This window comes from Paenibacillus puerhi (assembly GCF_009846885.1).
GTDB classification, from domain to species: Bacteria; Bacillota; Bacilli; order Paenibacillales; family NBRC-103111; genus Paenibacillus_G; species Paenibacillus_G puerhi.
The window spans coordinates 269,459-294,950 of the sequence record NZ_WUWM01000001.1 but is presented as its reverse complement, the minus strand read 5'-3'; the positions used below and the strand labels follow the sequence as shown (position 1 = coordinate 294,950).

22 protein-coding genes are annotated in these 25,492 nt (G+C 56.4%); 3 read left to right on the top strand and 19 right to left on the bottom strand.

Annotated elements, in window-relative coordinates:
- Positions 1 to 24: 24 nt before the first annotated feature.
- The 5 genes from hisS to GSF01_RS01260 all read right to left on the bottom strand — a co-directional run bounded on the left by hisS (position 25) and on the right by GSF01_RS01260 (position 7,065).
- Positions 25 to 1,284 (bottom strand): histidine--tRNA ligase, encoded by a 1,260-nt coding sequence (gene hisS / locus GSF01_RS01280; RefSeq protein WP_159881198.1) that lies wholly within the window; start codon positions 1,282 to 1,284, stop codon positions 25 to 27.
- Positions 1,285 to 1,866: 582 nt separating this feature from the next.
- Complete coding sequence (locus tag GSF01_RS01275) at positions 1,867 to 3,822, bottom strand: FAD-dependent oxidoreductase (protein WP_159881197.1); 1,956 nt, start codon at positions 3,820 to 3,822, stop codon at positions 1,867 to 1,869.
- Positions 3,823 to 4,113: 291 nt separating this feature from the next.
- Positions 4,114 to 4,290 (bottom strand): hypothetical protein, encoded by a 177-nt coding sequence (locus GSF01_RS01270; RefSeq protein ID WP_159881196.1) that lies wholly within the window; start codon positions 4,288 to 4,290, stop codon positions 4,114 to 4,116.
- Positions 4,291 to 4,390: 100 nt separating this feature from the next.
- Complete coding sequence (gene dtd / locus GSF01_RS01265) at positions 4,391 to 4,843, bottom strand: D-aminoacyl-tRNA deacylase (protein ID WP_159881195.1); 453 nt, start codon at positions 4,841 to 4,843, stop codon at positions 4,391 to 4,393.
- Between the two features lie 23 nt (positions 4,844 to 4,866).
- Positions 4,867 to 7,065 (bottom strand): RelA/SpoT family protein, encoded by a 2,199-nt coding sequence (locus tag GSF01_RS01260; RefSeq protein WP_159881194.1) that lies wholly within the window; start codon positions 7,063 to 7,065, stop codon positions 4,867 to 4,869.
- Between the two features lie 319 nt (positions 7,066 to 7,384).
- Between GSF01_RS01260 and GSF01_RS01255 the strand changes: the two genes are divergently transcribed.
- Complete coding sequence (locus tag GSF01_RS01255; RefSeq protein WP_159881193.1) at positions 7,385 to 7,801, top strand: hypothetical protein; 417 nt, start codon at positions 7,385 to 7,387, stop codon at positions 7,799 to 7,801.
- A 50-nt stretch (positions 7,802 to 7,851) separates the two neighbouring features.
- Here GSF01_RS01255 and GSF01_RS01250 read toward each other — a convergent pair whose 3' ends face one another.
- From GSF01_RS01250 to GSF01_RS30165, 6 genes are all read right to left on the bottom strand, one after another.
- Positions 7,852 to 8,364 (bottom strand): adenine phosphoribosyltransferase, encoded by a 513-nt coding sequence (locus GSF01_RS01250; protein WP_159881192.1) that lies wholly within the window; start codon positions 8,362 to 8,364, stop codon positions 7,852 to 7,854.
- Positions 8,365 to 8,414: 50 nt separating this feature from the next.
- Positions 8,415 to 10,844: a single-stranded-DNA-specific exonuclease RecJ gene (recJ, locus tag GSF01_RS01245; RefSeq protein WP_159881191.1), complete on the bottom strand. Its 2,430-nt coding sequence runs from the start codon at positions 10,842 to 10,844 to the stop codon at positions 8,415 to 8,417.
- A 30-nt stretch (positions 10,845 to 10,874) separates the two neighbouring features.
- Positions 10,875 to 11,828, bottom strand: coding sequence for a cation diffusion facilitator family transporter (locus GSF01_RS01240; RefSeq protein WP_159881190.1), 954 nt, complete (start codon positions 11,826 to 11,828; stop codon positions 10,875 to 10,877).
- Between the two features lie 88 nt (positions 11,829 to 11,916).
- On the bottom strand, positions 11,917 to 12,864 hold the full coding sequence (gene secF / locus GSF01_RS01235; RefSeq protein WP_268893666.1) for a protein translocase subunit SecF: 948 nt from the start codon (positions 12,862 to 12,864) through the stop codon (positions 11,917 to 11,919).
- Positions 12,854 to 14,086 carry a protein translocase subunit SecD gene (gene secD / locus GSF01_RS01230; protein ID WP_159881189.1) on the bottom strand — a complete coding sequence of 411 codons (1,233 nt, stop codon included), beginning with the start codon at positions 14,084 to 14,086 and terminating at the stop codon, positions 12,854 to 12,856. The genes secF and secD overlap by 11 nt, the downstream gene beginning before the upstream one ends.
- Positions 14,087 to 14,194: 108 nt before the next feature.
- Positions 14,195 to 15,232, bottom strand: a complete 1,038-nt coding sequence (locus tag GSF01_RS30165) for a post-transcriptional regulator (RefSeq protein WP_328803621.1) — start codon at positions 15,230 to 15,232, stop codon at positions 14,195 to 14,197.
- A 36-nt stretch (positions 15,233 to 15,268) separates the two neighbouring features.
- On the opposite strand from GSF01_RS30165, the gene spoVB reads away from it, so the two are divergent.
- Positions 15,269 to 16,840, top strand: a complete 1,572-nt coding sequence (gene spoVB / locus GSF01_RS01220) for a stage V sporulation protein B (protein ID WP_159881188.1) — start codon at positions 15,269 to 15,271, stop codon at positions 16,838 to 16,840.
- Between the two features lies 1 nt (position 16,841).
- Here the strand turns inward: spoVB and GSF01_RS01215 are convergent, their stop codons facing one another.
- Entirely contained in the window at positions 16,842 to 17,522 is a 681-nt protein-coding gene (locus tag GSF01_RS01215; RefSeq protein ID WP_159881187.1) for a DUF421 domain-containing protein, read from the bottom strand.
- Positions 17,523 to 17,673: 151 nt separating this feature from the next.
- Here GSF01_RS01215 and GSF01_RS01210 point away from each other — a divergent pair, with 151 nt between their 5' ends.
- Entirely contained in the window at positions 17,674 to 18,033 is a 360-nt protein-coding gene (locus tag GSF01_RS01210) for a TIGR04086 family membrane protein (protein WP_159881186.1), read from the top strand.
- A gap of 95 nt (positions 18,034 to 18,128) precedes the next feature.
- Here GSF01_RS01210 and yajC read toward each other — a convergent pair whose 3' ends face one another.
- From yajC to ruvC, 7 genes are all read right to left on the bottom strand, one after another.
- Positions 18,129 to 18,434: a preprotein translocase subunit YajC gene (yajC, locus tag GSF01_RS01205; RefSeq protein ID WP_159881185.1), complete on the bottom strand. Its 306-nt coding sequence runs from the start codon at positions 18,432 to 18,434 to the stop codon at positions 18,129 to 18,131.
- A gap of 48 nt (positions 18,435 to 18,482) precedes the next feature.
- Positions 18,483 to 19,616, bottom strand: a complete 1,134-nt coding sequence (gene tgt / locus GSF01_RS01200; RefSeq protein ID WP_159881184.1) for a tRNA guanosine(34) transglycosylase Tgt — start codon at positions 19,614 to 19,616, stop codon at positions 18,483 to 18,485.
- Positions 19,617 to 19,630: 14 nt separating this feature from the next.
- Positions 19,631 to 20,698, bottom strand: coding sequence for a tRNA preQ1(34) S-adenosylmethionine ribosyltransferase-isomerase QueA (queA, locus tag GSF01_RS01195; RefSeq protein WP_159881183.1), 1,068 nt, complete (start codon positions 20,696 to 20,698; stop codon positions 19,631 to 19,633).
- 104 nt (positions 20,699 to 20,802) lie between these two features.
- Positions 20,803 to 23,070: a SpoIID/LytB domain-containing protein gene (locus GSF01_RS01190; protein WP_235941203.1), complete on the bottom strand. Its 2,268-nt coding sequence runs from the start codon at positions 23,068 to 23,070 to the stop codon at positions 20,803 to 20,805.
- A gap of 51 nt (positions 23,071 to 23,121) precedes the next feature.
- A complete protein-coding gene (ruvB, locus tag GSF01_RS01185) occupies positions 23,122 to 24,126 on the bottom strand; it encodes a Holliday junction branch migration DNA helicase RuvB (protein ID WP_159881182.1) in 1,005 nt (334 codons plus the stop codon).
- 61 nt (positions 24,127 to 24,187) lie between these two features.
- Positions 24,188 to 24,829: a Holliday junction branch migration protein RuvA gene (ruvA, locus tag GSF01_RS01180; protein ID WP_159881181.1), complete on the bottom strand. Its 642-nt coding sequence runs from the start codon at positions 24,827 to 24,829 to the stop codon at positions 24,188 to 24,190.
- Entirely contained in the window at positions 24,826 to 25,329 is a 504-nt protein-coding gene (gene ruvC / locus GSF01_RS01175) for a crossover junction endodeoxyribonuclease RuvC (protein ID WP_159881180.1), read from the bottom strand. Before ruvC ends, ruvA begins: the two co-directional genes overlap by 4 nt.
- Positions 25,330 to 25,492 lie beyond the last annotated feature (163 nt).

Genomic DNA, 25,492 nt, shown 5'->3' with positions numbered 1-25,492 from the left:
TCATGGCGCGAAGCTGTCTCAGCTCTACCCGCGCTGACGTGCTGCCAGCGTGCGGGCGAACTCGGACAGAGACAGCGTTTCCTGCTCGCCGGTCGCGAGCGCCTTGACAGCAATCTCGCCTTTCTCCAGCTCGTTATCGCCCAAAATCCCGACATACGCCGCCTTGTAGCGGTCGGCGGATTTCATCTGCGCCTTAAGCTTCCTGGACTGGTAATCCTTCTCCGCCGTCAGCCCTTCCAGGCGCAGCTCATGCAGCAGACCGACAATCCGCGTCTCTGCCGCTTCGCCAAGCCCGATCAAGTACACGTCCAGCGGCTTCTCGGCCGGGATATCGGCGCCTTGCGCCTGAAGCACCAACAGGATGCGCTCCATGCCAAGAGCGAGTCCGACCCCGGGCTGATCCTGGCCGCCGATCTGGCCGACGAGACCGTTATACCGTCCTCCGCCGCCGATCGTATCGATCGCGCCGATTCCTGCCGCCTTATACTCGAACGCCGTGTGCGTATAATAATCCAGACCTCGCACCAGCCGCGGATTCAGACGGAAGGGAACGCCCAGCGCTGTCAAATACTGCTGCACTCGTGCAAAGTGTGTGCGACACTCCTCATCCAGATGCTCGACGATCGTCGGCGCTCCCTCGCAATACTTCTGATCGATCTTGCAATCCAGGATGCGCATCGGGTTGCGCTCATAGCGCGATTGGCAATCCTTGCAGAGCTGATCCTTAACCGGCGCGAAAAATTGCTGGATATGCTCGCGGTAAGCGGCACGGACCGACGGATTGCCTACGGAGTTGATCTCCACGGTTACATCCTTAATCCCGATCTCCCGGTAGAACGTGTATCCCAGAGCTATCACTTCCGCATCCAGGCTTGGATCGACAGAGCCGATAGCTTCGATGCCGAATTGATGGAACTGCCGGTAGCGGCCGGATTGCGGCTGCTCGTAGCGGAACATCGGCCCGACATAATACAGCTTGCTGACATCGGGCTCGCCGTACAGCTTATTCTCCACATAAGAGCGAACAACGCCTGCCGTTCCCTCCGGACGCAGCGATATACTGCGATCTCCTTTGTCCAGGAAGGTGTACATCTCCTTCTCGACAATATCGGTCGTCTCGCCGACTCCCCGCTGGAACAGCTCGGTATGCTCGAACACCGGCGTCCGGATCTCGCGGTAATTGAACCGCTGGCAAAGCTCGCGCGCCTTGCTCTCCACATACTGCCACTTCTCGATTTCGCCGGGCAGCAGATCCTGCGTGCCCTTCGGTTTCTGAATGCTCATCTTCAGTTCGCTCCTTTCTATACTATCCGCGGCCGCCGGCTCTTAACTTGACGAGGTCCCCACATACTGGCTCAAGCTGGCTCAAGCCTCATGCGGCATGATTCCCGGGCCAATAAAAAAACTCCCGCCCCTGTCGTTGACAGGGACGAGAGAACATATCGATTTCTCCCGCGGTACCACCCGCGATTTGAATGCATCATCTGCCGCGGCCAACCGGGCCCGAGGACACACTCACACTTGAAGCGGATAACGCCCGCCATACGCAGTGCGGCTACTGCACAGCTGCTCTCGCATCTCCAGCCGTATACGGCTCAGATTGCGGCAGCAGCCGGGTTCCCCGACTGTCCTCCGGGAGGTCTTTTCGTCCGATTCGCATAAGGAAGCTTGCAGCCTGGGCTTCCCTCTCTGCTCTATGCAAGGTTCGGATTACTTCTTCCCATCCATGGATCGCATCAATGACTTTCAATGTTCACATTTTAACTGCCCAAGTCGGTAAAGTCAAGCAGGCACCGCGCTTTATGTTGTTCTGTGATAGGCAAAAAGGCAGAAATCCCGGGATTCTGCCTTTTTGCCGTGCCCTGCTTACTTCTCTTTTCTCAGTACCTGATAAACATCCTTAATCAGCATATACGTATCGCCGTTGGTCAGCTCCTGCTTGTTGCCGATGGAATCCACAGAAGCCTTGGTCAGCCAGCCCTTGCTTTGCAGCACTTCAACCGCTGTCTCAGGCGTGGCGTCCTGCTTGAGCAGCAAGGCGAGCATGTAAGCGGCCGTGTCCAGCGTAACCGGCAGCGTCTTCGCATCCGCTCCCTTGGCTATCGCTGATGACGGAGCGCCGGGCAATGCCTCAGGCTTGAACTTGCGCATGCCTTCCAGCATGTTCAGCATTCGCTGCTGGTTGCTTTTCTCATCCAGCCGGAAGTTATTATCGTATCCGCCCGTCGTCAATCCGAGCGTCACGGCGGCCTTCAAGCCTTCATAGGATTTATGCTCCATGAAAGGCTCCGGCTTCAGCGTATATTCATTCAACGCCATGCCCTGCTTCGTCAGAGAAGCATGAAGCTCTGCGATCGCTTCCTTGGAGGCGGCCATCTGGCGGAACGTCAGCTTCTTGTCCGCTGCGATCTTCGCCGCTGCCCCTGCCGCTTCGGCGGCAGCCATCCCGACCGGAATAACCCGGGCCGAGCCGTGCGGCAGCGTATCGAAGCTTGCGGCCCGTCCGACGACGAGCAGGCCGTCGACCTTCAACGGTACAATGCTGCGGAACGGCACTGCGTACTGCTTCGGATCAGTGACGACCGCCCCGGTATCAGCAGGCGAGATCCGTTGAATATCGACCGGGTATTCGCCGAAAGCGATGCGATCCCACTGATCCCGGTTCTCCAGCACATCGACGATACTTAGTCGATATTCGCCCTGGATGTGACGCGTTTCCCGGATATACAGCTCAGGCGCTGTCGCATCGAGCTCGATCCCCGCAAACTCCGGATATTGCTTCTTCATGTACTCCACGATATGAGGAAGCTCGTTTTTAGCTAGCTCAAAGGCTTCAGCCTTCGACTTGGGATCGGTACCGTCAATACCGAAGACCTGAAGCGCATTGATCAGCATCGTATTGTCATTTTGTCTTCCGATATTCAAGCCGCGCATAGCCACGCGTTCTTTGTTGACCGGAGGATAGTCCTTCATATCCTTATAGCCCCACGCGCTCATCGCATTGGCGCCCGTGCCTGCATCCCCGTCGCCTTCCAGGCGCTCCTGCACCTTTTTCCAGACGTCCGGAGTAATGTTCTTCAAGCGGAAAACAAGCGTCACCGCCATCCGGGCTTTCTTATCACCCAAATCCTCGCGGCCCGTTGTGTAAGGCACTCCCGCTAATGCGGCAATATCGGCGTCCTGCGTCGCATCAATGACGGAGCCCGCCTTGACGCTCTGAACCGACCCGTCAGCCAGCGTAAGCTTAAGACCGGTCACAACCTGCCCTTCGCCGCCCGCCTGCATCAGCGGTTCCATCGCCTTTACCTTCAGAAGCACATCAATATTTTTTTCTGCAGCTACCAGCTCATGAAAGGCATTGGCAGCCGTGACCACATCGAAGGAATCGCCTTCGATCTTGCTGTACCAGTCGCTAAAAATCCCCTTGTTCAATACCTCGCGCTTATGTAGAACACCCTTATCAGGCTCGTAGTTCATGTCGAGGCTGTTCAGCCATCCCAGCGTCATCAGACCGCCCAGAATGGCGCGATCATGGCCGTCTACAAGCAGCGTCTTCTGGCCGTTGCGCGCGGCCGATACGGCTGCGGCTACTCCTTCGGGATCGGTGCCCGCCACGATGACGTCATAGGAGCCCTTCGGCGCTTGAACAGTCTGGATCTCCTTCAGCGTTTGCGCCTTGCTTGTCGTTACACTGTGCTTCAACGATTGGGTCTTCCATACGTAAAGGCCGCCTGCAGCTGCCGCGATGAGGACGAGCGCTGCGAGAATAACGATATACCCCTTCAGGCTGCCGCCTGAAGCATACCTTGAATTGCTTGCCATATCACACCTCTTATTATACGGAATAGTTCAGCGAATCCGCTGCTAGGTCCATGCAGAAGCCTAAGACCGCGAGCACAAACGGACTCCTAAAAGGAATATACGATTCATGTCCGCAAAAAGTTGCAGATTTCGTCCAAAAACGGCAATATTCGGCCAACTTGGCCTAAAAGATGAGATAAAACTTCATTTGTCGCTTCATCACGCTTTCTTTTGGCCCTCTATCTGTGATTTTCACAGAGAAGAACGGACCATCACCATGCCGCCCAGGCGGCGAGTGACGGTCCGTCTTATTCAACGAAATGATTTGCGCGGCGTCCGCTTCCGCTGCTCCTCGGGAGAGGAATGTCCGGCGCTCCAGGCGCCGGCGCCTCGTTCATCCGAAAGCAGCGCAGCGGCTTCCTCCATATGCCCGAGATTCAAGTACAGCTCCGGCATAAGCGCGATCTGCTCTTTGGGGGATCGGAACATGTCGAGGTCTCCTTGCCTGTCAGGTGTCTATGTCGGATGTTAGACTGGCATCTGCTAGGATTCCCCCATAGCCTCCGTTTTAACCCCTTAGGTCTTTAGGTCAGGCTCCGCGCCCCTGGCTCTCGAGAATCAAGGTGACTGGCCCGTCGTTGATCAGTGCCACTTCCATCATCTCACCGAATCGCCCGATTTCTACATGCAAGCCCTGCTGGCGAAGAAACTCATTGAAGCTTTCATATAGCGGCTCGGCCTTCTCCGGACGGGCGGCAGCCATAAAGTTCGGCCGCTTTCCCTTGGTGCAGTCGCCATACAGCGTAAATTGAGAGATCGACAGCACTTGGCCGCCTGTATCCAGCACCGACAGGTTCATCTTGCCGTGTTCGTCCTCGAAGATGCGCAAGCCCGCCACCTTCTCGGCGATGTAGCGTGCATCCTGCTCCGTATCGCCTTCCCCCACGCCCACCAGAAGGACAAGCCCGCCGGGGATGCTGCCCACGATCTCACCGCTGACGGTTACGCTTGCCGCCTTGCTTCGTTGTACTACCACCTTCACTGGATCGCCGAACCCCACTTCCTCTAGGCTTGCATAATCCGCTGAACGGAATATACATCCTTGACCCGTTTGATCTTCTCCACTACCGCATGCAGATGGTCAATGTTGCGGATGAGAATAGTCATATGAATCATCGCCATCTTGTTCTTGTCCGAGCGGCCCGATACGGCCGAGATAACGGTCTTGCTTTCCGAAACGGCCTGCAGCACTTCATTCAGCAGCCCTCTCCGGTCATGTCCGGTAATCTCTATCTCGACATTATAATTAGCCTCCACCTGCTCGGCCCATTCCACATCGATCACGCGGTTCCCTTCGTCGCTGCACTCCGGCGAAGGGATATTGGTACAGTCGGCCCTATGCACAGACACCCCTCTTCCGCGGGTGATGTAGCCGACAATATCGTCGCCCGGCACCGGGTTGCAGCAGCGTGCGAAGCGTACCAGCAGATTATCGACGCCCTTGACGCGAACGCCGTTGGTGGGGCGCCCTTTGCGCTCCTTATCGATCGAAGGAGCCTTCATTTCCTTCACTTCAGAGGTAAGCTGCAGCGCCTGCTGCTGAGCCTCCTCGGCCTCCTTGCGCATCTTCTCCGTCAGCCGGGTTACGATCTGAGCGGCCGTGATGCCCGAGAAGCCGACGGCGGACAGCATATCCTCCACCTCGTTGAAGTTGAACTTCTTGGCAACCTCCATCATCTCGTCGTCCTTCATCATCTGGGAAGGGTCGTAGCCGAGTCGCTTGAGCTCGCGCTCGATCAGCTCATGGCCCTTGACGACGTTTTCCTCACGGCGCTCTTTCTTGAACCACTGCCTGATCTTCGTCCGGGCATGCGACGACTGGGCTATCTTTACCCAGTCCTGGCTCGGTCCGTACGAATGCTTAGACGTCAAAATCTCGACAATGTCCCCCGTGCTCAGCTTGTAGTCCAGCGGTACGATGCGGCCGTTGATCTTCGCTCCGATCGTACGGTTGCCTACTTCCGTATGAATCCGGTAAGCAAAATCGAGCGGTACCGATCCGGCCGGCAGCTCAATCACCTCGCCCTTCGGCGTGAACACAAAAACAAGATCGGAGAAAAAGTCCATCTTCAAGGATTCTACGAATTCAGAGGCGTCCTCCGCTTCATTCTGCAGCTCCAGAATTTCGCGGATGAAATGCATTTTGTCCTCATAGCTGCCGGAGGGCACGTTAGTGCCGTCCTTATAGGCCCAGTGCGCCGCGACCCCGTATTCGGACGTGCGGTGCATCTCAAAGGTCCGGATCTGCACTTCCAGCGGCTCTCCCTTGGGCCCGATGACGGTGGTGTGCAGCGATTGGTACATATTCGGCTTCGGCATCGCGATATAGTCCTTGAAGCGCCCGGGCATCGGCTTCCATAACGTATGGATAATACCGAGCGTGGCATAGCAATCCCTGATGTTATCGACAATAATCCGCAGAGCCAGCAGATCGTAGATTTCGTTGAACTGCTTGCTGCGGGCTGTCATTTTCTTATAAATGCTGTAGATATGCTTCGGCCTGCCCGAAATGTCGCCCTCGATGCCCATCTCGCTCAGCTTGTCCTGAACCGTATGAATCACATCGTTAATATACTGCTCGCGCTCGGTACGCTTCTTCTGCATCAGATTGACAATCCGGTAATACTGCTGCGGGTTCAGATAGCGGAGCGCAATGTCCTCCATCTCCCACTTGATCGCAGAAATCCCCAGACGATGCGCGATCGGACAGAAGATCTCAAGCGTCTCGTCCGCAATCCGTCTCTGCGCCTCTTCGGATTGATGCTTCAATGTGCGCATATTGTGCAGCCGGTCGGCGAGCTTAATTAGAATAACCCGTATATCTTGAGCCATGGCGACGAACATTTTACGATAGTTCTCGTTCTGATGCTCTTCTTTGCTCTTGAATTTGATCTTCTCCAGCTTGGTCAGGCCATCTACGATCATCGCGCAGGTCGCTCCGAACTTGTCCCTTACGGACTCCAGCGAAACAGTCGTATCCTCCACAACATCATGAAGCAGCGCAGCGATGATGCTGATCGTATCCATCTGCATGTTGACCAATATTTCCGCTACGGCCAACGGGTGCAGGATGTACGGCTCGCCGGACTTGCGCACCTGACCATAATGGGCTTGATCAGCAAATTCATAGGCTTCCCGAATTCGAACGAGATCCTGCTCTTTAATATAAGTGGATGCCTTCTCAAGAAGCTGCTCTATCCCCATTGGTCTATCCATTCCCTTAAAAACGATTTTAATCCATTATGCCCTTGAAACGTGCCCTGCGTCAAGAATTTGCGGGACAAACCGACACTTTGCGTCAATCGCAGCATAATCCAATTCGCAGCCCGTTCGCGAAACGCTTCTCTTATCTGCTAGCAGGACAGGATGGAAGCGGATGTTGCGTGAAGGTAGATCATCGACTATACCCTTGGGACGAGGGGGACATATACATAGAGTAGATTAATGGAAAGGAGTAATTGTATGCCGAACAGCAAAGCACAACCTGCCTTGAAGCGATTCCGTGTCAGAAGCCTAACGGAGGATGCGGCTCACGAAGGCCATCGCAACGGACTGCCTGCTCAAGGAACCGACGCCCTCGCGAATCCATTTGGCCTCCCCTCCCGCTGGCCGCTGCAGCACCCGGGCATACCCGGAGACTCGACCCTTCCGCCGCCTGCAGCACCTGCTGAAGACTATCCGCCAGGGCAAGAGGGACTACCGGGCCCGGGAACCGGGCATCGGTGCAAGCCCAAGCATCCCCGGCGACCGGCTTGCCGCAAGCGGGTCCGCCGCTGCGTCAAGCGTACAGGCACAGTCCCAAGGCGTACAGGAAGCGCGGCGGGAAAAGGGTCCCCTGCGTGCAGGAAAAAGCCAGTTCGACGCACGAAGCCGATTAGCGGGAACCGCTGTACATGCCGCAAGCGGGGTTCTAGGTAGAACTACGCAAAAAAGCGGGTAAATTCCAGGCTGCAGCCTGGAACTTACCCGCTTTTGCTCTTTCTGTACCGCTCAATACTGAACCAGCGACAGCACTTCAATGCCATCAAGCTTATCTCTGCCGTTTAAGTCGAGCAGCTCGATAAGAAAAGCCGCACCGACGATTTCGCCGCCAAGCTGCTTCACGAGATTGACCGACGTGGAGATCGTACCACCGGTCGCAAGCAGATCGTCGGCAATCAGCACCTTCTGTCCCGGGGCAATCGCATCGGCATGCATCGCCAGCTTGTCATTGCCGTATTCCAAGGCGTAATCCGCTTCGATCGTTTTCCCCGGCAGCTTGCCGCTTTTGCGAATCGGAATAAAGCCGACGCCAAGCTCAACCGCGAGGGGCGCCCCGATCACAAACCCGCGCGCTTCCGGTCCGGCGATACAGTCGATCTGCTTGCCCTTCAGTCTCCCGGCCAGGTCTGCGATAACCGCGCGATAAGCCGCGCCATCCTTCAACAGCGTCGTAATATCCTTAAAGCTGATGCCTGGCTGCGGAAAATCTGGGATCTCCCGGATATAAGACTTGTAATCCATGTTGTAATCTCCTCTACAATTAAGTTTCCTTATCAGCCCGCCCGCAGGCTTCAGGCTAGTCGTTCCAAAAGCTCCTTGGCCGATGAGTAAAGCAAGGTTTGCTCCACCTCCGGACGTTTCATCCTGGCTTGATACAGGATCGAAGCCGACAGCTCCCGCTTTGCCGCAGAAGGGACAAGCCGGTAGCCGCCTTCCGGCGTCGGCGCGGCGATACCCAGTTCGCTGAATACCTCCAGCATGAAGGTAACCAGCGAAGGGGATAAGCCCGTGCGCCTCGCTATCACTTGGCAAAAATCCGCTTCAACTGAGCCGCCTCCCTGCTGCTTCTCTATCATCGCGACAGCACCGTAAACGGACTTGAACATCTCTCGTCCCGGAACGACTCCCGCCTGACGGTCATGCTCCGTTTCTCCAAACACCGCATAGTACCGCCTTACGGCCTGGGCTTCGCCTGACAGCGCCTCGATTTGTTCAAGCTTGTCCGGTACATTGAACACGATGATATCTTCGGCTTCCGACAACGGCGAGGAACGCGCCAGCTCGTTCTGCGGACGAATGGCCAGATGAATGTCGATCGTCCAGATCGCCGCAGCCGCCGCGAACGGCCTCAAAGCAGCTGGAGGAACCCGACCGAAGACGATAATGGCGGGAGGCACCTTGCCGCCCGGCTCTCCCGGGGGCATCCGCTTGCATTTGTCCAGGAGCTCGGCAACCCGGCGCTCGGGCTTGGCGGCTCCCCGCCAGTCGAATAACTGAACCTCCTCGATGCGCAGATCCTGAATCAATACTTGAGGACGGCGGACGCCGTTCCATTCGTTAATCGACAGCTCGCCCAAAACATCGACTTGTGCTGACGGCGAGATCCATTCGGACAGCACTCCCTTGCCGAAGCCGACCGCTTCGATGCTCGCGGCGGCTTCGGCAGCGGGATCGGTGAGCGTCAGCTTCAGATGCTGCCGTTCCTTCCCGATGGTTCTCATGTCACCGACGCCAAGCTTCGTGAAGATAAAGCGCGGGACAGGGTTGCCCATGCCGAACGGTCCGAGCAGCTCCAGCTGCCGGATGTTCTCCAAGGTGATATCCTCTGCAGGACAGATCAGGTCCGCTTGTAGCTGCGGAGTCAACTCCTCCGGTCCCAGCCATTCCAAGGCAAGCCGATTCAGCCTCTCCGACAGCTCCTGCAGTGAGCCGCGCGCAAGCGTCATCCCCGCGGCCATCTGGTGGCCGCCGTAATGCTCCAGCAGGCTGCTGCAATGCGTCAGAGCCTGATAAAGGTCGAAGCCCGGGATGGAACGCGCAGACCCTTTGGCCAGCCCCGTCTCCTTATCGATTCCGAGGACGATCGTGGGACGGTAATACCGGTCCACCATCTTGGAGGCGACGATCCCGATCACGCCGACGTTCCAATCCTCCTGGGCGAGTACGAGAGCCTTCGGCAGCTCGCCGTCAGCATCCCTCATGGCCTCCACCATACCCGACGCCGCCTTGGTCATGTCATCGACGATACGTTGGCGCTCTTTATTCAACGCGTCGAGACTATCGGCCAGTTGCATCGCTTCCTGCTCGTTATCGGTCGTAAGCAGCTTGACAGCCGCATCCGCGCTCAGCAGACGCCCGCTCGCATTGATTCTTGGACCCAATGCGAATCCGATATGCGTCGAATTGACTTCCTTGACGGCAACCCCGGATACTTCGAGCAGCGCCCGAAGCCCTGCGTTCGTCGTGCTCCGCATCCGCTCGATCCCCTGCTTCACCATAATCCGGTTCTCACCCGACAGATGCATCAGATCGGCGATCGTCCCGATCGCCACATATTCAAGCAGCTCCTCGGGCCAACGGCCCAGCAGCGCATGAGCCAGCTTGAAGGCTACCCCTACCCCGGCCAGATGCTTGAATGGATAAGGACAGTCCGGTTTCTTCGGATTGACGAGCGCATAAGCCTGGGGAAGCAGCTCAGGCGGCTCGTGATGGTCCGTTACGACAATATCGATACCGAGTGAAGAGGCGTACGCTATTTGCTCTACGGCGCTGATCCCGGTATCGACGGTTACGATCAGGCTGACTCCCTGCTCCTTTGCCGCGTCGATCGCCCCCGTATGGAGCCCGTAGCCTTCCTGAACACGGTGGGGAATATAGTAGTCGAAGCTGCATGCGAGCTGCTTGAACAAGCTGACCATCAACGAAGTGCTGCTTACGCCATCGGCATCGTAGTCGCCGTAGATACGAATCTTCTCTCCCGCTTCTATGGCCCGGCGTATGCGCTCGACGGCCTGTTCCATGCCGTCCAAAAGGAACGGATCATGCGCCTGATCCGTTCCTCCTTGTAAAAATTCAGCCGCATGCCCGATGTCTGTCAATCCCCGAACCGCGAGCAGCCGCGATAGAAACGGGGAGACATTCAGTTCCTTCTCAAGCTCCTGGGCCTTGGCCGCGCATGCTTCCGCTTGACCGACGGTCCATCTTGCTTTTCCTTGCAGCATTCGGTGAGGCCTCCTTATTTGTTTCCGCCCCTAGTGGATCAGCGTCGGCATATCCTCCAGGTCCACGTCCCCATTTTTGTACGGATAGCCGGGATCATAAGGGAACACCACTACGTTAACATCCGTGATATGGATAAATCGCTTCATCAGAACCTGCTTAACCGTTTTGGCGATCTCATGTCCTTCATGGATCGTAATACGGGGGTTTACGCTGATTTTGACGTCAACCTGCACATAATGGCCTTCCTCTCTGGCCTGCAGATCATCGATCGAGATGACTCCCTTAATCCGCTGCACCGTTTCCAGAAGATCATGGGCGTCCTCCCGGTGCAGCGTCCTTGGCTTGGAACGGAGTGCCGCTTCCAGCAGAAGCCGGTAGCCCGTCCATAGAACGGAGGCCGATATAACCAATGCCGCCAGAGGATCGAGGACATACAGATAAGTCAGGCCGAAGTAGCTCGCCGCGAGCGCCCCGGCAATGCCGATACATGCGATAAGAGAGGCCAGCAAATCCCCCCGATTGCTTGCAGTGGCCCCCGAAGCATACGAGACTTCCGTCTGCGGAACGAAACGTATCCGGTACTGACGCCACAATTCCTTAATCAATAGGGAGACGACAATGATAATGAGCGCAGCCGTTCTGGGAGGCTGACTCTCCCCCTGCAGCAAAGCTTTGATAGCCGTCAGAGCGACCTCGACACTGCCCACCATCAGCAGCACAGCCAGCAAAATCGTCGTAACCGGCTTCATTCTATGGTTATAGGAGGATGAAGCCTCCCGGGTCGCAGCGGTCTTGCCCGTCCGTTCTTCGTAGAGAGCAGCGATCGACCCGACAGCATGAGCCCCTGTATGCAGGGCATCCGCCAGCAGCGCTTTGCTTTGGGCCGCGACGCCGAAGACGCCCTTCACCACAGCAAGTGCGAGATGAAGCCCGATCCCGGTCCAGGCGCCCACCGTCGCCTGTTTCGTTCTAACTTCAGTCATGGAGCCACTCCTCTATGAAAAGTGATATCCTCTTAGCGATGGAAAGAGAGAAGCCGCCGCATGTTGATTGACGCGACGGCAATTATATTCATGCTTGCGCAGCGGTTTTCTTCTTCGAAGCCAGCGTCTTGTTCTTCAGCTCATACCAGAGCGGACCGGCGATACAGATCGAAGAATAAGCTCCGCTTGTCAAGCCGATTATTTTGGCAAGCGCGAACAGCTTGATTGCAGGGCTGCCGAAGATCAGCAAGCATACGGCTGCGATCAATACCGTCAATACCGTATTGATGTTCCGTTTCATCGTCTGCCAGATGCTGTCATGCAGCATATTGGACAAGTCTTCCGTTGTCTTTAGTCTGGCGAAGCGCAGATTTTCCCGGACACGGTCGAAAATAACAATTTTATCATTGATAGAGTACCCGATCGTGGTCAAGACGGCCGCCATAAAGGGAAGATTGACCTCCAGCCGGAAGATGGCGAAAAAGCTGATCACCACAAACGCATCATGCAAAATCGAGATAATGGAAGCGAGCGCGAAGCGCCATTCGAAGCGGATCGTCACGTACAGCGCAATCGCCACACTCGCCACTCCGATCGCCATCAGCGCCTTATTCTGCTGCTCGATAGCCATATCGGGTGTCACCGTGTAAACTTCTTGAGACACGCTGTCTCCATATGCGGCGATAAAGCCTTGTTTGATACTCAGTACGGTAGGGTCGTCCAAAATGTCGCTAAACCGCATCGTCAACCTGGTCGCATTATCGCCGCCAAGCGTCATCGTCTCGGCTTCAGCCCCGGATGCGCCGAGGATCTCCGCCGCTTTTCCTTTATCAATGGACTGCGAGGCAGAGATATCCATCGAAGTACCGGCGCGGAAGTCTACCCCGTAGTTCAGCCCCTTCCAGGACAGCATGATCACGCCCAGCAGGCAGATGATCAAAGACAGCATATAGAAGTATTTCCGATGCTTGACGAAGTCAAAGAAATTTTTGAAATAGTCGTGGGTGTTCGTTACATGATTAGTTTTAGAGTGCACGGATTTCCGACTCCTTTACGCCAAAGTAAGACGGCTTCTTGAACACATTGGCGCGAATCAGCAAGACAAGCAAAAGCCGCGCAAAGAAGATATTGGTGACGACACTAAGCGCAATGCTGAGCATATTCGTAAGGGCAAAGCCCCGAATAGCGCCGTTACCGATGTAGAAAAGGACAGCGCCGCAAATAATGTTCGTAATATTCGCATCCATAATCGTCCGGAACGAGTGCTTGGACCCGGCTTTTAGGGACGACAAAATGCTTTTGCCGCTGCGAATTTCTTCCTTGATCCGTTCGGCCGTAATAATGTTGGCATCTACGGCCATACCGACCCCGAGAATAAAGGCCGCGATACCCGGCAACGTCAGCGTCGCCTGGATCAGCTCAAATACGACGAGCAGCAGCCAAGCGTAGGTAATGATCGAGATCGAAGCGACCAGACCCGGGATCCGGTAAAAGATAAGCATGAACAGCAAAACGAGCACAGAGCCGATCAATCCGGCCTTCACCGTTTGATGCAGGGACATCAGACCCAGCGTAGCTCCTACGCTCTGGGAATATTTCTCCGTCAGCTTGAGCGGCAAGGCGCCGAGGTTAATCGTATCCGCCAGCTTCTTGGCCTCGTCAAACGTAAAGTTGCCTGTAATCGTCGCTTTTCCGTCCGTCAGCACCTGCTGAATAGTCGGAGCCGATAATAGGTCTTCATCCAGGTAGATCGCAAGCGGCTGCCCGAGCAGCTTCTCTGTAACCTTGCGGAACTTTTCTTTATCTTTTACCTCGATGGCGATCATAGCCCGGTTAGTTTGGTCAAACTGCACCGTTGCGGCGCCTTCGACAAAATCGCTTCCGAGCATTTCCTTGGTCCCGTCCGGACCGCGAAAGGTCAGCTCGGCGGGTTCCTTGATTACTTTCCGAACTTCTTCTTCATTGCTTACCCCCGGAAATTTCACACGGATGCGATCCGTTCCCTCCGTCGTAACCTCCGGCTCCGTAACGCCCAGCGAGTCCGCCCGCCGCTCCAGACTTAGAGCCGTTTGTGTAAGCGAATCCTTGTTGACCGGCTTGCCTGCCTCAATCGGCTCGGCCACGTACAGGATTTCGAATCCGCCTTTTAAATCGAGACCCAGCTTGATATTCTTGACCAACTCCGGGCTCGATAGTCCAATCGAAGTGAATACGATCAGAATAATCGCTAGAAAAGTAACGATGCGTTTGATGTCCATAAGGATCTCCTTCCACACTCAATAGTCCTATTATACCCACCTGTGAAAATCGAGTCAATTTGCCATTTTACCGCAGGAAACCAGGCGGACAATAAAAAAGACACCCGCTTACGTGATGCGGGAGTCCTTGTATGCGCTCATCGTCATCCAGTTCATAAAGCTGGTTACCTTGAGCGACAAAATATCGTTCACTATCCGATGAAGCGCCGGCATCCCTTGCTTCCGGTACTTGTCGCTTACGCATTCCCATATCTCCGATCCGGTCACATACTCGTAGCCCAGCATCCGGAATTCCTGAGCTTTGCTTATGCAGATCTCCTCAATCATCAGACTAAGCGACTCTCCATCCATCACAGACTCCGCTTCGTCATCGGCGTACTCTAGAGCAGCCTCCTGTTCATTCTCTGTGACAGATGCAGATGGAACCGGGAGTACCGGGATTGACTCATCCGGGTGACTGCCCGTCTCGAGAGCAAATACGGCCGCTTCCTTTGCAGCGGCTTCCAGTGCCGCCGCCTCTTCCGAGCCGGAACCCGCGCTCTCCTCCGAATGGCCGGTCGGCGTTTCCTCCTCGCTGCTTCCCCAGCTTCCCATTAAAGAGCTGCCGGCTTTGCCGTCAGAGTCCGTAGCGTAAAACCGCTCCATGTAAGGAAGGTCCGGGTTGTCCTCCACCGCCCCGAAGCTCGGTACCGATTCGTCTGCGGGTCGCCTATCCGTTGCTTCCCTTAACGCTTCGTTTTCTTCCAAGGCGGCTTCCAAGGCGCCTGCCCCCTGGGCTTCCTCGCCTTTGGTCGGTTGGCCGCCTGCTTCGTGGTCCGTCTCGCTTCCGGCGTCTTGCGCAGACTCGCTTCCGATGCCTTGCTCGGACTCGCTTCCGATGCCTTGCTCGGACTCGCTTCCGATGCCTTGCTCGGACTCGCTTCCCGGATCCGTATCCTCCGCATGCTCCGATCGTCCGGCCCAAATCTCCCGAGGCCTCTCCAACTGCTTGCTGTCATCCTCCATGTCCGATCCCTCCCGATGCGCAGCCGTTCTGTCCTTGTGCTTGTATGTATTCGCTGCCTGCGCCCGTTTTCCTGCTTTTTCGTCCAGGCAGGGCTTGTATAAAAATGTGTGCATGCATGCGGACAGGTCCCGCATATCCATTACTATACTCCTGCCGTGAGAAAAGAGGTTATCCCATTGACCAAACAATCCTTCATCAAAGGAACGATGATTCTTCTCGCCGCCGGTATCATCAACCGCATCCTTGGCTTTATTCCCCGCATGGCGCTCCCCCGGGTCATCGGAGCGGAAGGAATAGGCCTCTATCAGATGGGCTGGCCGTTTCTGGTCGTCATCCTGACCATCGTGACCGGCGGCATTCCCGTAGCGGTAGCCAAGCTGGTAGCGGCGGCAGAAGCGGAGGGCAGCGAAGCGCGCGTTAAAAGCATCTTCCGTACCGCCCTGTGGCTGGCCGGGTCGCTAGGCATCGTCTTCACGGGAATCATCCTGTTCGGCGCGCGATGGATCACAGAGCATCTATTCACGGATTCGCGCGTGTACTATACGTTCCTGTGCATGACCCCCATCGTTCCGCTCGTCGCCGTCTCAGCCGTATACAGAGGCTACTTTCAGGGCAGACAGAATATGATTCCGACCGCTGTATCCCAAGTGACGGAAACCCTTGTACGTATCGTTACCGTGCTCGCTTTCGCGTATATGATGCTGCCCCATGGGATCGCCTACGCGGCGGCTGGCGCCATGATCGGGGTGCTAGCCGGCGAGATTGCGGCGATGCTTGTGCTGCTTCTGCTGTACAAGCAGGAAGTAAGACAGCCAGGGAGCCGCCGCGGAATCGCCATGAAGGCGGGCTTGAGCAATGGCTCCGAGCGTCGCTCCAGCCTGAAGCAGCTACTGCAGCTCGCCCTTCCCGTCACCGGAAGCAAGCTGGTAGGCTCCAGCTCGTACTTCCTGGAATCCATCCTCATCGTACAAAGTCTAGCTGCCGCAGGGGTGGCGACCGCAATGGCGACGGCTCAGTACGGAGCGCTGCAGGGCATGGTCATCCCCGTCCTCATGCTGCCAAGCGCCCTGACGTATTCGCTGGCCGTATCCCTCGTCCCCTCTTTGTCGGAGGCCGCGGCCAATGGAGACATGAAGACCATCCATATGAGACTTCAGCAATCGCTGAGACTGGCGCTTGTCACCGGGGCGCCGTTCGCCGTTCTCATGTATGTGCTAGCCGAGCCCATCTGTACCTATATGTATGCCCAGCCCGAGGTAGGAGCCATGCTGCGCCTGATGGCTCCTGCCGCCTTGTTCATCTATCTGCAGGCTCCGCTGCAGGCTGCGCTCCAAGCCTTGGATAAGCCGGGAGCGGCCCTGATCAATACACTCATAGGGTCGGCCATCAAGCTGTCGCTGATCTATGGGCTGGCCAGTCGACCCGAGTTCGGAATATTGGGGGCTATCGTTGCCATCACCGTCAATATCATGCTCGTTACTGTCCTTCACGGCTACAGCGTGGCCAGACTGCTCCAGTTCAAAATGTCCGTGATCGACTTCGTCAAAGCCGGAATATGCATGGGCGGAGCAGGCTGGGCCAGCGCCCTTCTCATGCAGGCTTCTTGGTTCGAGGAAGGCCTCAGCCGTTTTCTTGCCGCCTGTGCGGCAGGTTTTGCCGGCTACCTGATCTTGGCACTGTTTACGAAGCTGATCGACCGTCAAGATTTTTTTCGAATCATGTGGCTGGGGAAAAAAATAGTGAAATAGCTTACCGGTTCTTATCGATAAACCATTTACCGCGATGGTCGACCGAACAGAAAAATACATCCTTAACATCCTGGATTCCCCGTGATCGAAGCTCCTTTTTCAACCAGAACCGGGTTTGCCCCAGCTTGACCAGGCTCTCTTCCTGCACCTTACCATCCATGATCAGCGGAAGCGGAAGGCCCTCATAACGGAAGGAGGGCTTGGCATCGGATTCCTCATCACGGTCGGCAGTCTTGCTCTTCTCCTTAACCGTGAGCTTTCCCGACGTCTCCAGGATGGCAAACTCCACATCCGCCGGATTCATCACCTTGTTTTCACGCAGCTGCAGCAGCAGATCGTCCAGATTATACCTTTGCTTGCTCATTTCCGCTCGGTTGAGCTTTCCATTTTCCACCAGGGGAGCCGCCCGTCCTTCAATCCAGCGGCGTATCCTCTCACTCTTCAGCGATACATACGCAATCATCATTTGGACGGCCACCAGGGTGAGCATCGGCAGCAGCCCTTCGATCAGAGGCTTATCCATATCCTCAAGCACGAATACGGCAATTTCCGCAATCATGATGGAAATAACCAGATCGAAAATAGAAAGCTTGCCGATCTCGCGCTTGCCCATGATCCGCATCGTCAGAAACACGATGAGATAAATCAGAATGGTTCGCATGAACAAAGTCCACAGCACCATGAGACACTCCCTCCGCCTGTCGGTTCATTCGGTATTTTGGCCTCGGCCGTGATTCGGCATTCGGGTGAAATGTTGGTAAGCGGAACTTGTACTAATTGCATCGCTAGGCCCATACAATGAAACATGATCAATAAAGGAGGTTTCCAGACTTATGGATCGTTCGCCGCTTTTGTCCGGCCTGACGTACTCCGCCGCGGTCGCTCTTATCGGTACGCTGCTTGCTTCGCTTCTCATGCTGGGCACCGGTTTGTCCGAAAATTCCTGGCTTTCCGTCACCTTGCTCATCCATGGGCTCGCCCTGCTCGTCGGCGGATTCGTTACCGGCAAACGCTGCGAGTCCAGAGGCTGGTACCACGGCGGGCTGCTTGGTGTTGCCTACACCTTCATCGTTTGGCTGATCGGCTTTCTCGCCTACGACAGCAGCTTTACCCGCGAGCTGTGGATGATTGCGGGACTGACCCTCGCCGCGGGCGCTTTCGGCGGCATGATCGGCGTCAATGTGAAGAGGTAATCGTCTTCTAGCAACGAAAGAAAGACCTGTATCGGCGCTAAAGCGCGGTACAGGTCTTCTTCAATATCACCGGCGGGAACGCCGGAGACATTTCCTTATTCGGAAGCCGTTTGGACGGCATTGATCGCAGAGCGTTCGAACGTAAGCTTGGTCACGTCATTGACGCGCAGGATGACCGTGTCGTCAGTCAGTTCGAGGATCGTGCCGTGAAGACCGCCGATCGTGACCACCTTGTCGCCTTTTTTCAGGTTGCCCAGCATCATATTCCGCGTCTTCTGACGCTTCTGCTGCGGACGAATCAACAGGAAATACAAAACAACGAACATAAGAACGAGCGGGCCGTAAGTCATCAACAGGCTCTCGATACCGCCCGAAGCCTGTTCGGCTGTTGCAAGAAACATAAACAATTCCTCCCTTTTTACTGTCGTAGCAGTTCTATATAATGGTAACTAAAACCCTTTGCTGTTCTCGTCGATCCCATAACGAGCGAAAAATTCATCGCGGAAATCGAGCAAGCGGTCTTCACGAATCGCTTGACGCACACCGCGCATCAGCTCCAGAAGAAAGTGCAGATTGTGATAGGTTGTCAGTCGGATGCCGAACGTTTCATCGGCTTTGATCAGATGCCGGATGTAAGCGCGTGAATAATGACGGCAAGTGTAGCAGCTGCACGCCGGATCGAGTGGACCGAAATCCTCCGCATACTTCGCATTGCGCACCACGAGACGCCCTTCGCTTGTCATCACCGTGCCATTGCGCGCGATCCGGGTCGGCAGTACGCAGTCGAACATATCTACACCGCGAATCGCTCCCTCTACAAGCGCATCCGGAGAACCGACCCCCATCAGATAACGGGGCTTGTCCGCCGGCAGCAGAGGAACGGTATAATCCAGCACTTCCAGCATCAACGGCTTCGGCTCGCCGACGCTCAATCCTCCAATAGCATACCCCGGGAAATCCATGGAAGTCAACTCGGCCGCGCTCTGCTTGCGCAAATCCTCATACATCCCTCCCTGCACGATCCCGAACAGTCCTTGATCATGCTTCCGGCTATGGGCCTCCAGACATCGCGCGGCCCAGCGGGTCGTTCTCTCCAGCGACTGCTTGGCGTAGCTGTGCTCTGCCGGATATGGCGGACATTCGTCGAAGGCCATAATAATATCGGCGCCGAGCGCATTCTGAATTTCGATCGATTTTTCCGGAGAGATGAACAGCTTGTCTCCGTTCAAGTGAGAGCGGAACTGCACCCCTTCCTCGGTGATCTTCCTCATCTCGCTTAAGGAAAATACCTGGAAGCCTCCGCTATCCGTCAGGATCGGGCGGTCCCAGTTCATAAACTTATGCAGGCCTCCCGCTCTCTTGACGATGTCATGGCCCGGCCTCAAAAACAAATGATAGGTGTTGCTCAGAATAATATGCGCATCCATCTGCTTAAGCTCTTCGGGACTCATCGTCTTCACGCTCGCTTGCGTGCCTACGGGCATAAAGGCAGGAGTCTCGATGATGCCATGCGGCGTATGCACGCGCCCAAGGCGGGCGCCGGACTGCTTGCATGTTTTAATAGGTTCATACGTTATCGCCAATTCGGTCACTTCCTTTAATAGATAAACATCGCATCGCCGAAGCTGAAAAACCGGTATTCACGTTCTACGGCTTCCTTATAGGCCGCCAATACCTGCTCCCGACCGGCCAGCGCGCTGATCAGCATAAGCAGCGTGGACTTGGGCAAATGAAAGTTCGTAAGCAGCGCATCGACCATCCGGTACTGGTAGCCAGGGTAAATAAAGATACCCGTCCAGCCGCTCCCGGCCACCAGAGTGCCTTCTTCGCTTGCTGCCGTCTCCAGCGTACGAGCGCTCGTCGTCCCTACCGCCACGACGCGGCCGCCTTTTGCTTTAGCGTCATTAATCAAGTCAGCCGTTTCCCGGGTGACCTCATAGTATTCCTGATGCATATCATGCTCTTCGATCGTATCAGCCGCAACAGGACGGAAGGTACCGAGCCCCACATGCAGCGTCACATACGCTAATTGTATACCTTTTTGTTCCAGCCTATGCAGGTATTCCTCCGTGAAATGAAGTCCAGCGGTCGGCGCCGCCGCCGAGCCCTGATGCTTCGCGTATACGGTCTGATAACGCTCCCTCTCCGGAAGCTGTTCCTTAATATACGGGGGGAGCGGCATATGCCCCAGACGGTCCAATATTTCATTGAAAATCCCGTCATACTTGAAGCGGAGCACCCGTGTGCCCATCTCGCCTTCCGACTCGACGGTAGCCGTCAACAGCGGCTCTCCTCCTGCCGGCCGGACATCGGAACCAGATTCCGCTCCTCCGCCAAAATGTATGCAAGCCCCGGCTTTCAGCCGTTTGCCCGGGCGCACGAGAGCTTCCCAGGCGTCGCCCTCCAGCTGCTTAAGAAGCAGCACCTCCACCCTTGCTCCCGTATCCGGCTTCACGCCAAAAAGCCGGGCTGGAATTACCCTCGTGTCATTGAGCACGAGTACATCCCCGGCTTGCAAATAATTTTCCAACTGTTCGAACCTGTGGTGTCCGATCTCTCCGGTCCGCTTGTCCAGCGTCATCAGCCGCGAAGCCGTACGGCTCGTCAGCGGCGTCTGCGCGATTAACGACTCAGGAAGCTCGTAATCAAACAAATCAACTTGCATGAACGGTTCTCATTCCCTTGGCTTGTATAGTTTGCCCCTTCGTATGCCGTTCAGGAAGCCTGACGATGCAGGCTTGTGAACGGTCTCTTCGGGGGAGCGATCGCTTAGGGCGCGGACTTGGTTAGCGCCACGCCGGTATAGTAGGTGTTCAGGATCCGGACGTAATCATGGCCAAGCTCGGCCAATCCCTTGGCTCCCCACTGGCTCATGCCGAGTCCGTGACCGAATCCGCTTCCGTTAAAAACAAACTGAGGCTTGGATGATACCGTCTTCACGCTTCCATCCCCGCTCATCACGAAAAACTGCTCAGCCTTGTAGGCTTGGGCGGAGCCTGATCCGCCAATAACGTACAGCGGCTGTCCCGAGCTCTCGCTGCGCGACGCGCCGGCTCCTTGTATAGTATAGCGTCCCCATTCTTCAATATCAAACCGGGTACTCGGCAGTCCGCCCAGCAACGAACGCAGCGCATCCGGGTAGGAAGACTTGACGGGTTCTCCATTGACAGAAATTTCAAGCGCCCGCCCCGAAGGTCCGCGTTTTGAAATCTCCAACGTATGAATCCCGCCCGCCGCGGAAGCCGGGAGCGAAGCTCCTAGCAACTCCTTCAGTTTGACGGCGTCGTACGGCCCTCTTATCCAGGAGTAGGCATTGGACTCCACCTCTTCGCCGATGACGGCAAAGCGTGTCCCGACATCGGCCTTGGCGATGGCGGGGTTATTCGTATTATCGACATAGGGAGCCGAGCGAATATTGACGGCCTCCGTATGGGATTCGTAGATGGGAAATCCCGCTGTATTTTTCTGGCCCGTGTCCTTGGCGTAATCCGAATGCATGTATCCGATGAGACCATCCGGCAGTACGATCCGGTACCAGAGCTTTTTCCCGGCCTGCGCCCCGTCATCCGGAGATGGGACACTTACCAGATACGGCACCGGATTGCCCCAGACTTCGAGCGAATCGGCGGTAATTCCTCCGGCATTGGAGAAATAAAGCGGATCGATCAGCGTTCCTTTATAGGTAAGCACCTCGCCGCTGGTCGCATCCACGGCCTGCCGCGCCGCGGGAAACTCAGCCTCGATTCCCTTGTAGAACTGATCGAGCGTCGTGTCGCTGACATGGGCGATGTCGTATTTATTGCCCTGCTTCTTGACATAAGTGCGGGCGGCAACCGCCTGCGCCTTCAAAGCTTCTACCGGCCACGAGGCACCGAGCTCGGAGCCAAGCACGCCGTATAAGTACGCATCCATCGGCACTTCGTTGATGACGGCAAGCTTCCCTCCATAGGCGGTTACTTCGATGCCTCCGCGGTAGGAACGGCCGGAGCGTTCCGCCACCTTCACGCCGTCTGTCTGGTTAACCGGCGTGGCCCACAGCTTGGCTCCATTCCCTGTGACAAACGCCGCAACAGCCTCGGCGCCTCCTTGGGCGGCCACCGAAAGCTCTTGCCGCTTCAATATGTATCCCTGCGCCGGATCGACGGCAGCAAGCTTAACGGCCGGGAGAGCCGCCGACACCTTCGCCTTGAGCGACTCCAGGCCGGCCGCGTCAGCCTCAGCCCCTACCAATGCCGCAAACCCGCCGGAAGAAGTGACAGCTAAGTCCGCTTCGAAGCCCGCCTGGGCAAGAGCGGCAACCTGGACCGAAGCTTCCGCTTCCGTCCCATACAGACCTGCGCTCAGGCGCTGAGGACCGACGACCGACGATCCCTGGCTTCCCTGGGCTGCCTCATCTGCCGCGGCCTTGGTGGCGTAAGGTCCCTGATACAGCACATACTGGGGCTTTCCTTGCTTGGTCCGCTGCAGAATTCCCGTTTCCTTCCCCGCTGTCTTCAGCGCCTGCGCCTTGGAAGTCGCGAGGGCCATGTCGGGCGTGGCAAGCAGCTGAACATAGAATCCGTCCGTATAGGCTCGCACAGCCTCCTTGCCCTTGGCCGCATGAAGCGGTTTGACTCCTAACGGATCGCGCAGGGAAAGCGTCATCCCGGTCTCCGCTGACAGTGTGACGGCGGAGGCCCGGCTTGTGAAGCGCGCCGTCTCGATAAATAAAGCGACGCGAACCGTGTCGGCGCTTAAAGCCGCTTCGCTGCCGGCAGCAGGAGGCGTTGTCGTGCCCGGCACAGGGGCAGCCGGGGAGTTCGTGACGGGTGCATCGACCGCCGCTGCGTATACCGATAGAGGAGGATGTGCCATCATCAGCACACCTGCTCCCAGCGAAGCCAGCAACGTATGACTGACCGCCGTGCTCCATTTTCCTTTATGTCTAGCCGCTGCAGCAGCAGGTTCTAAGGCTTGAGCCGAGGTCGCGAGCCCATTGGACCGCTTACTCAAGACCCCGGCCTGTTGACCGCCGGGCTTTGTCGTTCTTGCATTCATTTCCATATCTCCTTCCTTACCCATCAGAACCATGCAGCCGTCCCTCTGCTGTCAAGAACGCTTCGGCATCGGCAAGCCCAAGTGCCGGCAGGCGCTTTCGGTTACCATCCTGCCCCTCGGGGTGCGCTGCAGAAACCCGATCTGCAGCAAGTAGGGCTCGTATACATCCTCGATGGTCTGGCTCTCCTCTCCGATGGAGGCTGCGATCGTATCCAGACCGACGGGTCCTCCCTGGAAGCTCAGGATGATCGCCCGGAGCATCTTATGGTCGATCTCGTCAAGCCCGAGCGGATCGACCTGCAGGTTAGTCAGTGCCATATGCGTGATCTCGCGCGTAATAATACCGTCGCCCTTGACCTGAGCGAAATCCCTGACCCGCTTGAGCAGCCGGTTCGCGATGCGCGGCGTTCCGCGGGAACGCATGCCGATCTCATAGGAGGCATCGCCGACAATCTGCGCCTGCAGCAGGTCGGCTGTACGGCTTACGATATACGAGAGCTCGTCGACGGTATAATATTCCAGCCGGCTGACGACCCCGAACCGGTCCCTCAGCGGGGCGGACAGAAGTCCGACCCTCGTCGTCGCTCCGACTAGCGTGAACGGCGGCAGATCCAGCCTCACCGAGCGCGCGCTCGGCCCTTTGCCGATCATAATATCCAGGGCGTAATCCTCCATCGCCGGATACAGCACCTCTTCGACCGTACGGTGAAGGCGATGGATCTCATCAATGAACAGCACGTCGCCTTCCTGCAGATTGGTCAGGATCGCCGCCAGGTCGCCGGGCCGCTCAATCGCGGGACCGCTCGTCGTGCGCAGATTGACGCCAAGTTCATTCGCGATGATGTTGGAAAGCGTCGTTTTCCCAAGTCCCGGAGGACCGTAAAGCAGCACGTGATCCAGCGCTTCCTTCCGCATCTTGGCCGCTTCAATATATATTTTCAGGTTTTCCTTCGCCTGCGCCTGTCCGATGTACTCTGCCAAATACCGCGGACGCAGACTGAACTCTGCCGTCTCGTCTTCCATCATCAGATTCGCAGAAATGATCCGGTCTTCCATGCTGTACACTCTCCATTCCTTTAAAGATGCCGACCCGGATGCCCGCGTTTACGAGCTCGGATCAGCGCGTCAAGGACTGCTGGAACAAAGCCTGCAGGGCAAGCTTGGTCACCACGTCGGTCGTCTCTAGTCCCGTCAGCTTCGGCCTGATGGCTGCGCCGGCTCTGTCGGCCTCGGCTTCGGTATAACCGAGCGCCAGCAGCGCCGCCTTCGCCTCTGCCCAGGCCGTGTCATCCGACGGTATATGCAAAGGAATGCCTTCTGCCATAAAGCCGGCGGCATCGTCACTGGAAGCGTAGGCTCCGAGCTTGTCCTTCAGATCAAGGACCATCCGCTGGGCCGTCTTTTTCCCGATCCCCGGGAGCTTAGTGAGGAAAGTCAGATTCTCCTGTCTGATCGCCGACGCGATCGTCTCGGGTCTGCCGCCGGCCATCACGCCGACAGCCACCTTGGGACCGATCCCGTTCACATCGAGCAGCAGCCGGAACAGCGACTGCTCCTCGCGGGTCTGAAACCCGAACAGCAGATGAGCGTCCTCGCGCACCTGATAATGAATATACATGGTCACCTCGGCGTCCTTACCGTCCTTAGCCCCGATCGCATACGGATTCGGCGTAAAAACCCGGTAGCCGACTCCCTGTACGTCCAGCACAACATAATCGGTCTCCCGATGGGCAACTCTACCTCGCAAAAAATCGATCATCGTCTCGTTACTCCGTTCAATTTGGATTGGAGCGCTGACGAATGCGCATGGCAGATAGCCACCGCAAGCGCGTCAGCCACATCGTCGGGCTTCGGCACGGCAGTGAGGTGCAGGAACATCTTGACCATCTCCTGCACCTGTCTTTTCTCCGCCTTGCCGTAGCCGACAATGGCCTGCTTAACCTGAAGCGGCGTATATTCCGCTATCGGAAGTCCTTTCTGTACGGCCGCCAGCATGAGTACGCCTCTCGCCTGACTGACTGTCATAGCCGTCGTCACATTGCGGTTGAAGAACAGCTTCTCGATAGCCACCGCGTCGGGCTTATACTTGTCGATCAGCTGTGTGAGCGCGTCGAAAACCTGCTTCAGCCGCAGACCGTCGTCCGTATGCGCCTCCGTCTGTATAGAGCCGTACTGAACCGGAACCAGCTTATGTCCCTGCTTATCGATAAATCCGAAACCGACGATCGCGATCCCGGGGTCAATGCCTAAAATACGCAAAGCTGCCGCAACTCCCCTATTCGTCCCTTCGCTGACTCTCCAGCGCTGCCAGCAGGAAGCGAACATATGTATTCACTTTCATTATAGCAGATAACGGAAGCGATGAACACGCGAAAGTATCCGGTCAACGCAAGCAGGCCCGCCCCGGGATTATAGAACGAAT

Bases quoted from the DNA above. Each gene is read 5' to 3' on its own strand.
- hisS (WP_159881198.1), bottom strand. From the start codon at position 1,284: ATGAGCATTCAGAAACCGAAGGGCACGCAGGATCTGCTGCCCGGCGAA.
- GSF01_RS01275 (WP_159881197.1), bottom strand. From the start codon at position 3,822: ATGGCAAGCAATTCAAGGTATGCTTCAGGCGGCAGCCTGAAGGGGTAT.
- GSF01_RS01270 (WP_159881196.1), bottom strand. From the start codon at position 4,290: ATGTTCCGATCCCCCAAAGAGCAGATCGCGCTTATGCCGGAGCTGTAC.
- GSF01_RS01260 (WP_159881194.1), bottom strand. From the start codon at position 7,065: ATGGGGATAGAGCAGCTTCTTGAGAAGGCATCCACTTATATTAAAGAG.
- GSF01_RS01255 (WP_159881193.1), top strand. From the start codon at position 7,385: ATGCGGCTCACGAAGGCCATCGCAACGGACTGCCTGCTCAAGGAACCG.
- GSF01_RS01250 (WP_159881192.1), bottom strand. From the start codon at position 8,364: ATGGATTACAAGTCTTATATCCGGGAGATCCCAGATTTTCCGCAGCCA.
- recJ (WP_159881191.1), bottom strand. From the start codon at position 10,844: ATGCTGCAAGGAAAAGCAAGATGGACCGTCGGTCAAGCGGAAGCATGC.
- GSF01_RS01240 (WP_159881190.1), bottom strand. From the start codon at position 11,828: ATGACTGAAGTTAGAACGAAACAGGCGACGGTGGGCGCCTGGACCGGG.
- secD (WP_159881189.1), bottom strand. From the start codon at position 14,086: ATGGACATCAAACGCATCGTTACTTTTCTAGCGATTATTCTGATCGTA.
- GSF01_RS30165 (WP_328803621.1), bottom strand. From the start codon at position 15,232: ATGGATATGCGGGACCTGTCCGCATGCATGCACACATTTTTATACAAG.
- GSF01_RS01215 (WP_159881187.1), bottom strand. From the start codon at position 17,522: ATGGTGCTGTGGACTTTGTTCATGCGAACCATTCTGATTTATCTCATC.
- GSF01_RS01210 (WP_159881186.1), top strand. From the start codon at position 17,674: ATGGATCGTTCGCCGCTTTTGTCCGGCCTGACGTACTCCGCCGCGGTC.
- yajC (WP_159881185.1), bottom strand. From the start codon at position 18,434: ATGTTTCTTGCAACAGCCGAACAGGCTTCGGGCGGTATCGAGAGCCTG.
- queA (WP_159881183.1), bottom strand. From the start codon at position 20,698: ATGCAAGTTGATTTGTTTGATTACGAGCTTCCTGAGTCGTTAATCGCG.
- GSF01_RS01190 (WP_235941203.1), bottom strand. From the start codon at position 23,070: ATGAATGCAAGAACGACAAAGCCCGGCGGTCAACAGGCCGGGGTCTTG.
- ruvB (WP_159881182.1), bottom strand. From the start codon at position 24,126: ATGGAAGACCGGATCATTTCTGCGAATCTGATGATGGAAGACGAGACG.
- ruvA (WP_159881181.1), bottom strand. From the start codon at position 24,829: ATGATCGATTTTTTGCGAGGTAGAGTTGCCCATCGGGAGACCGATTAT.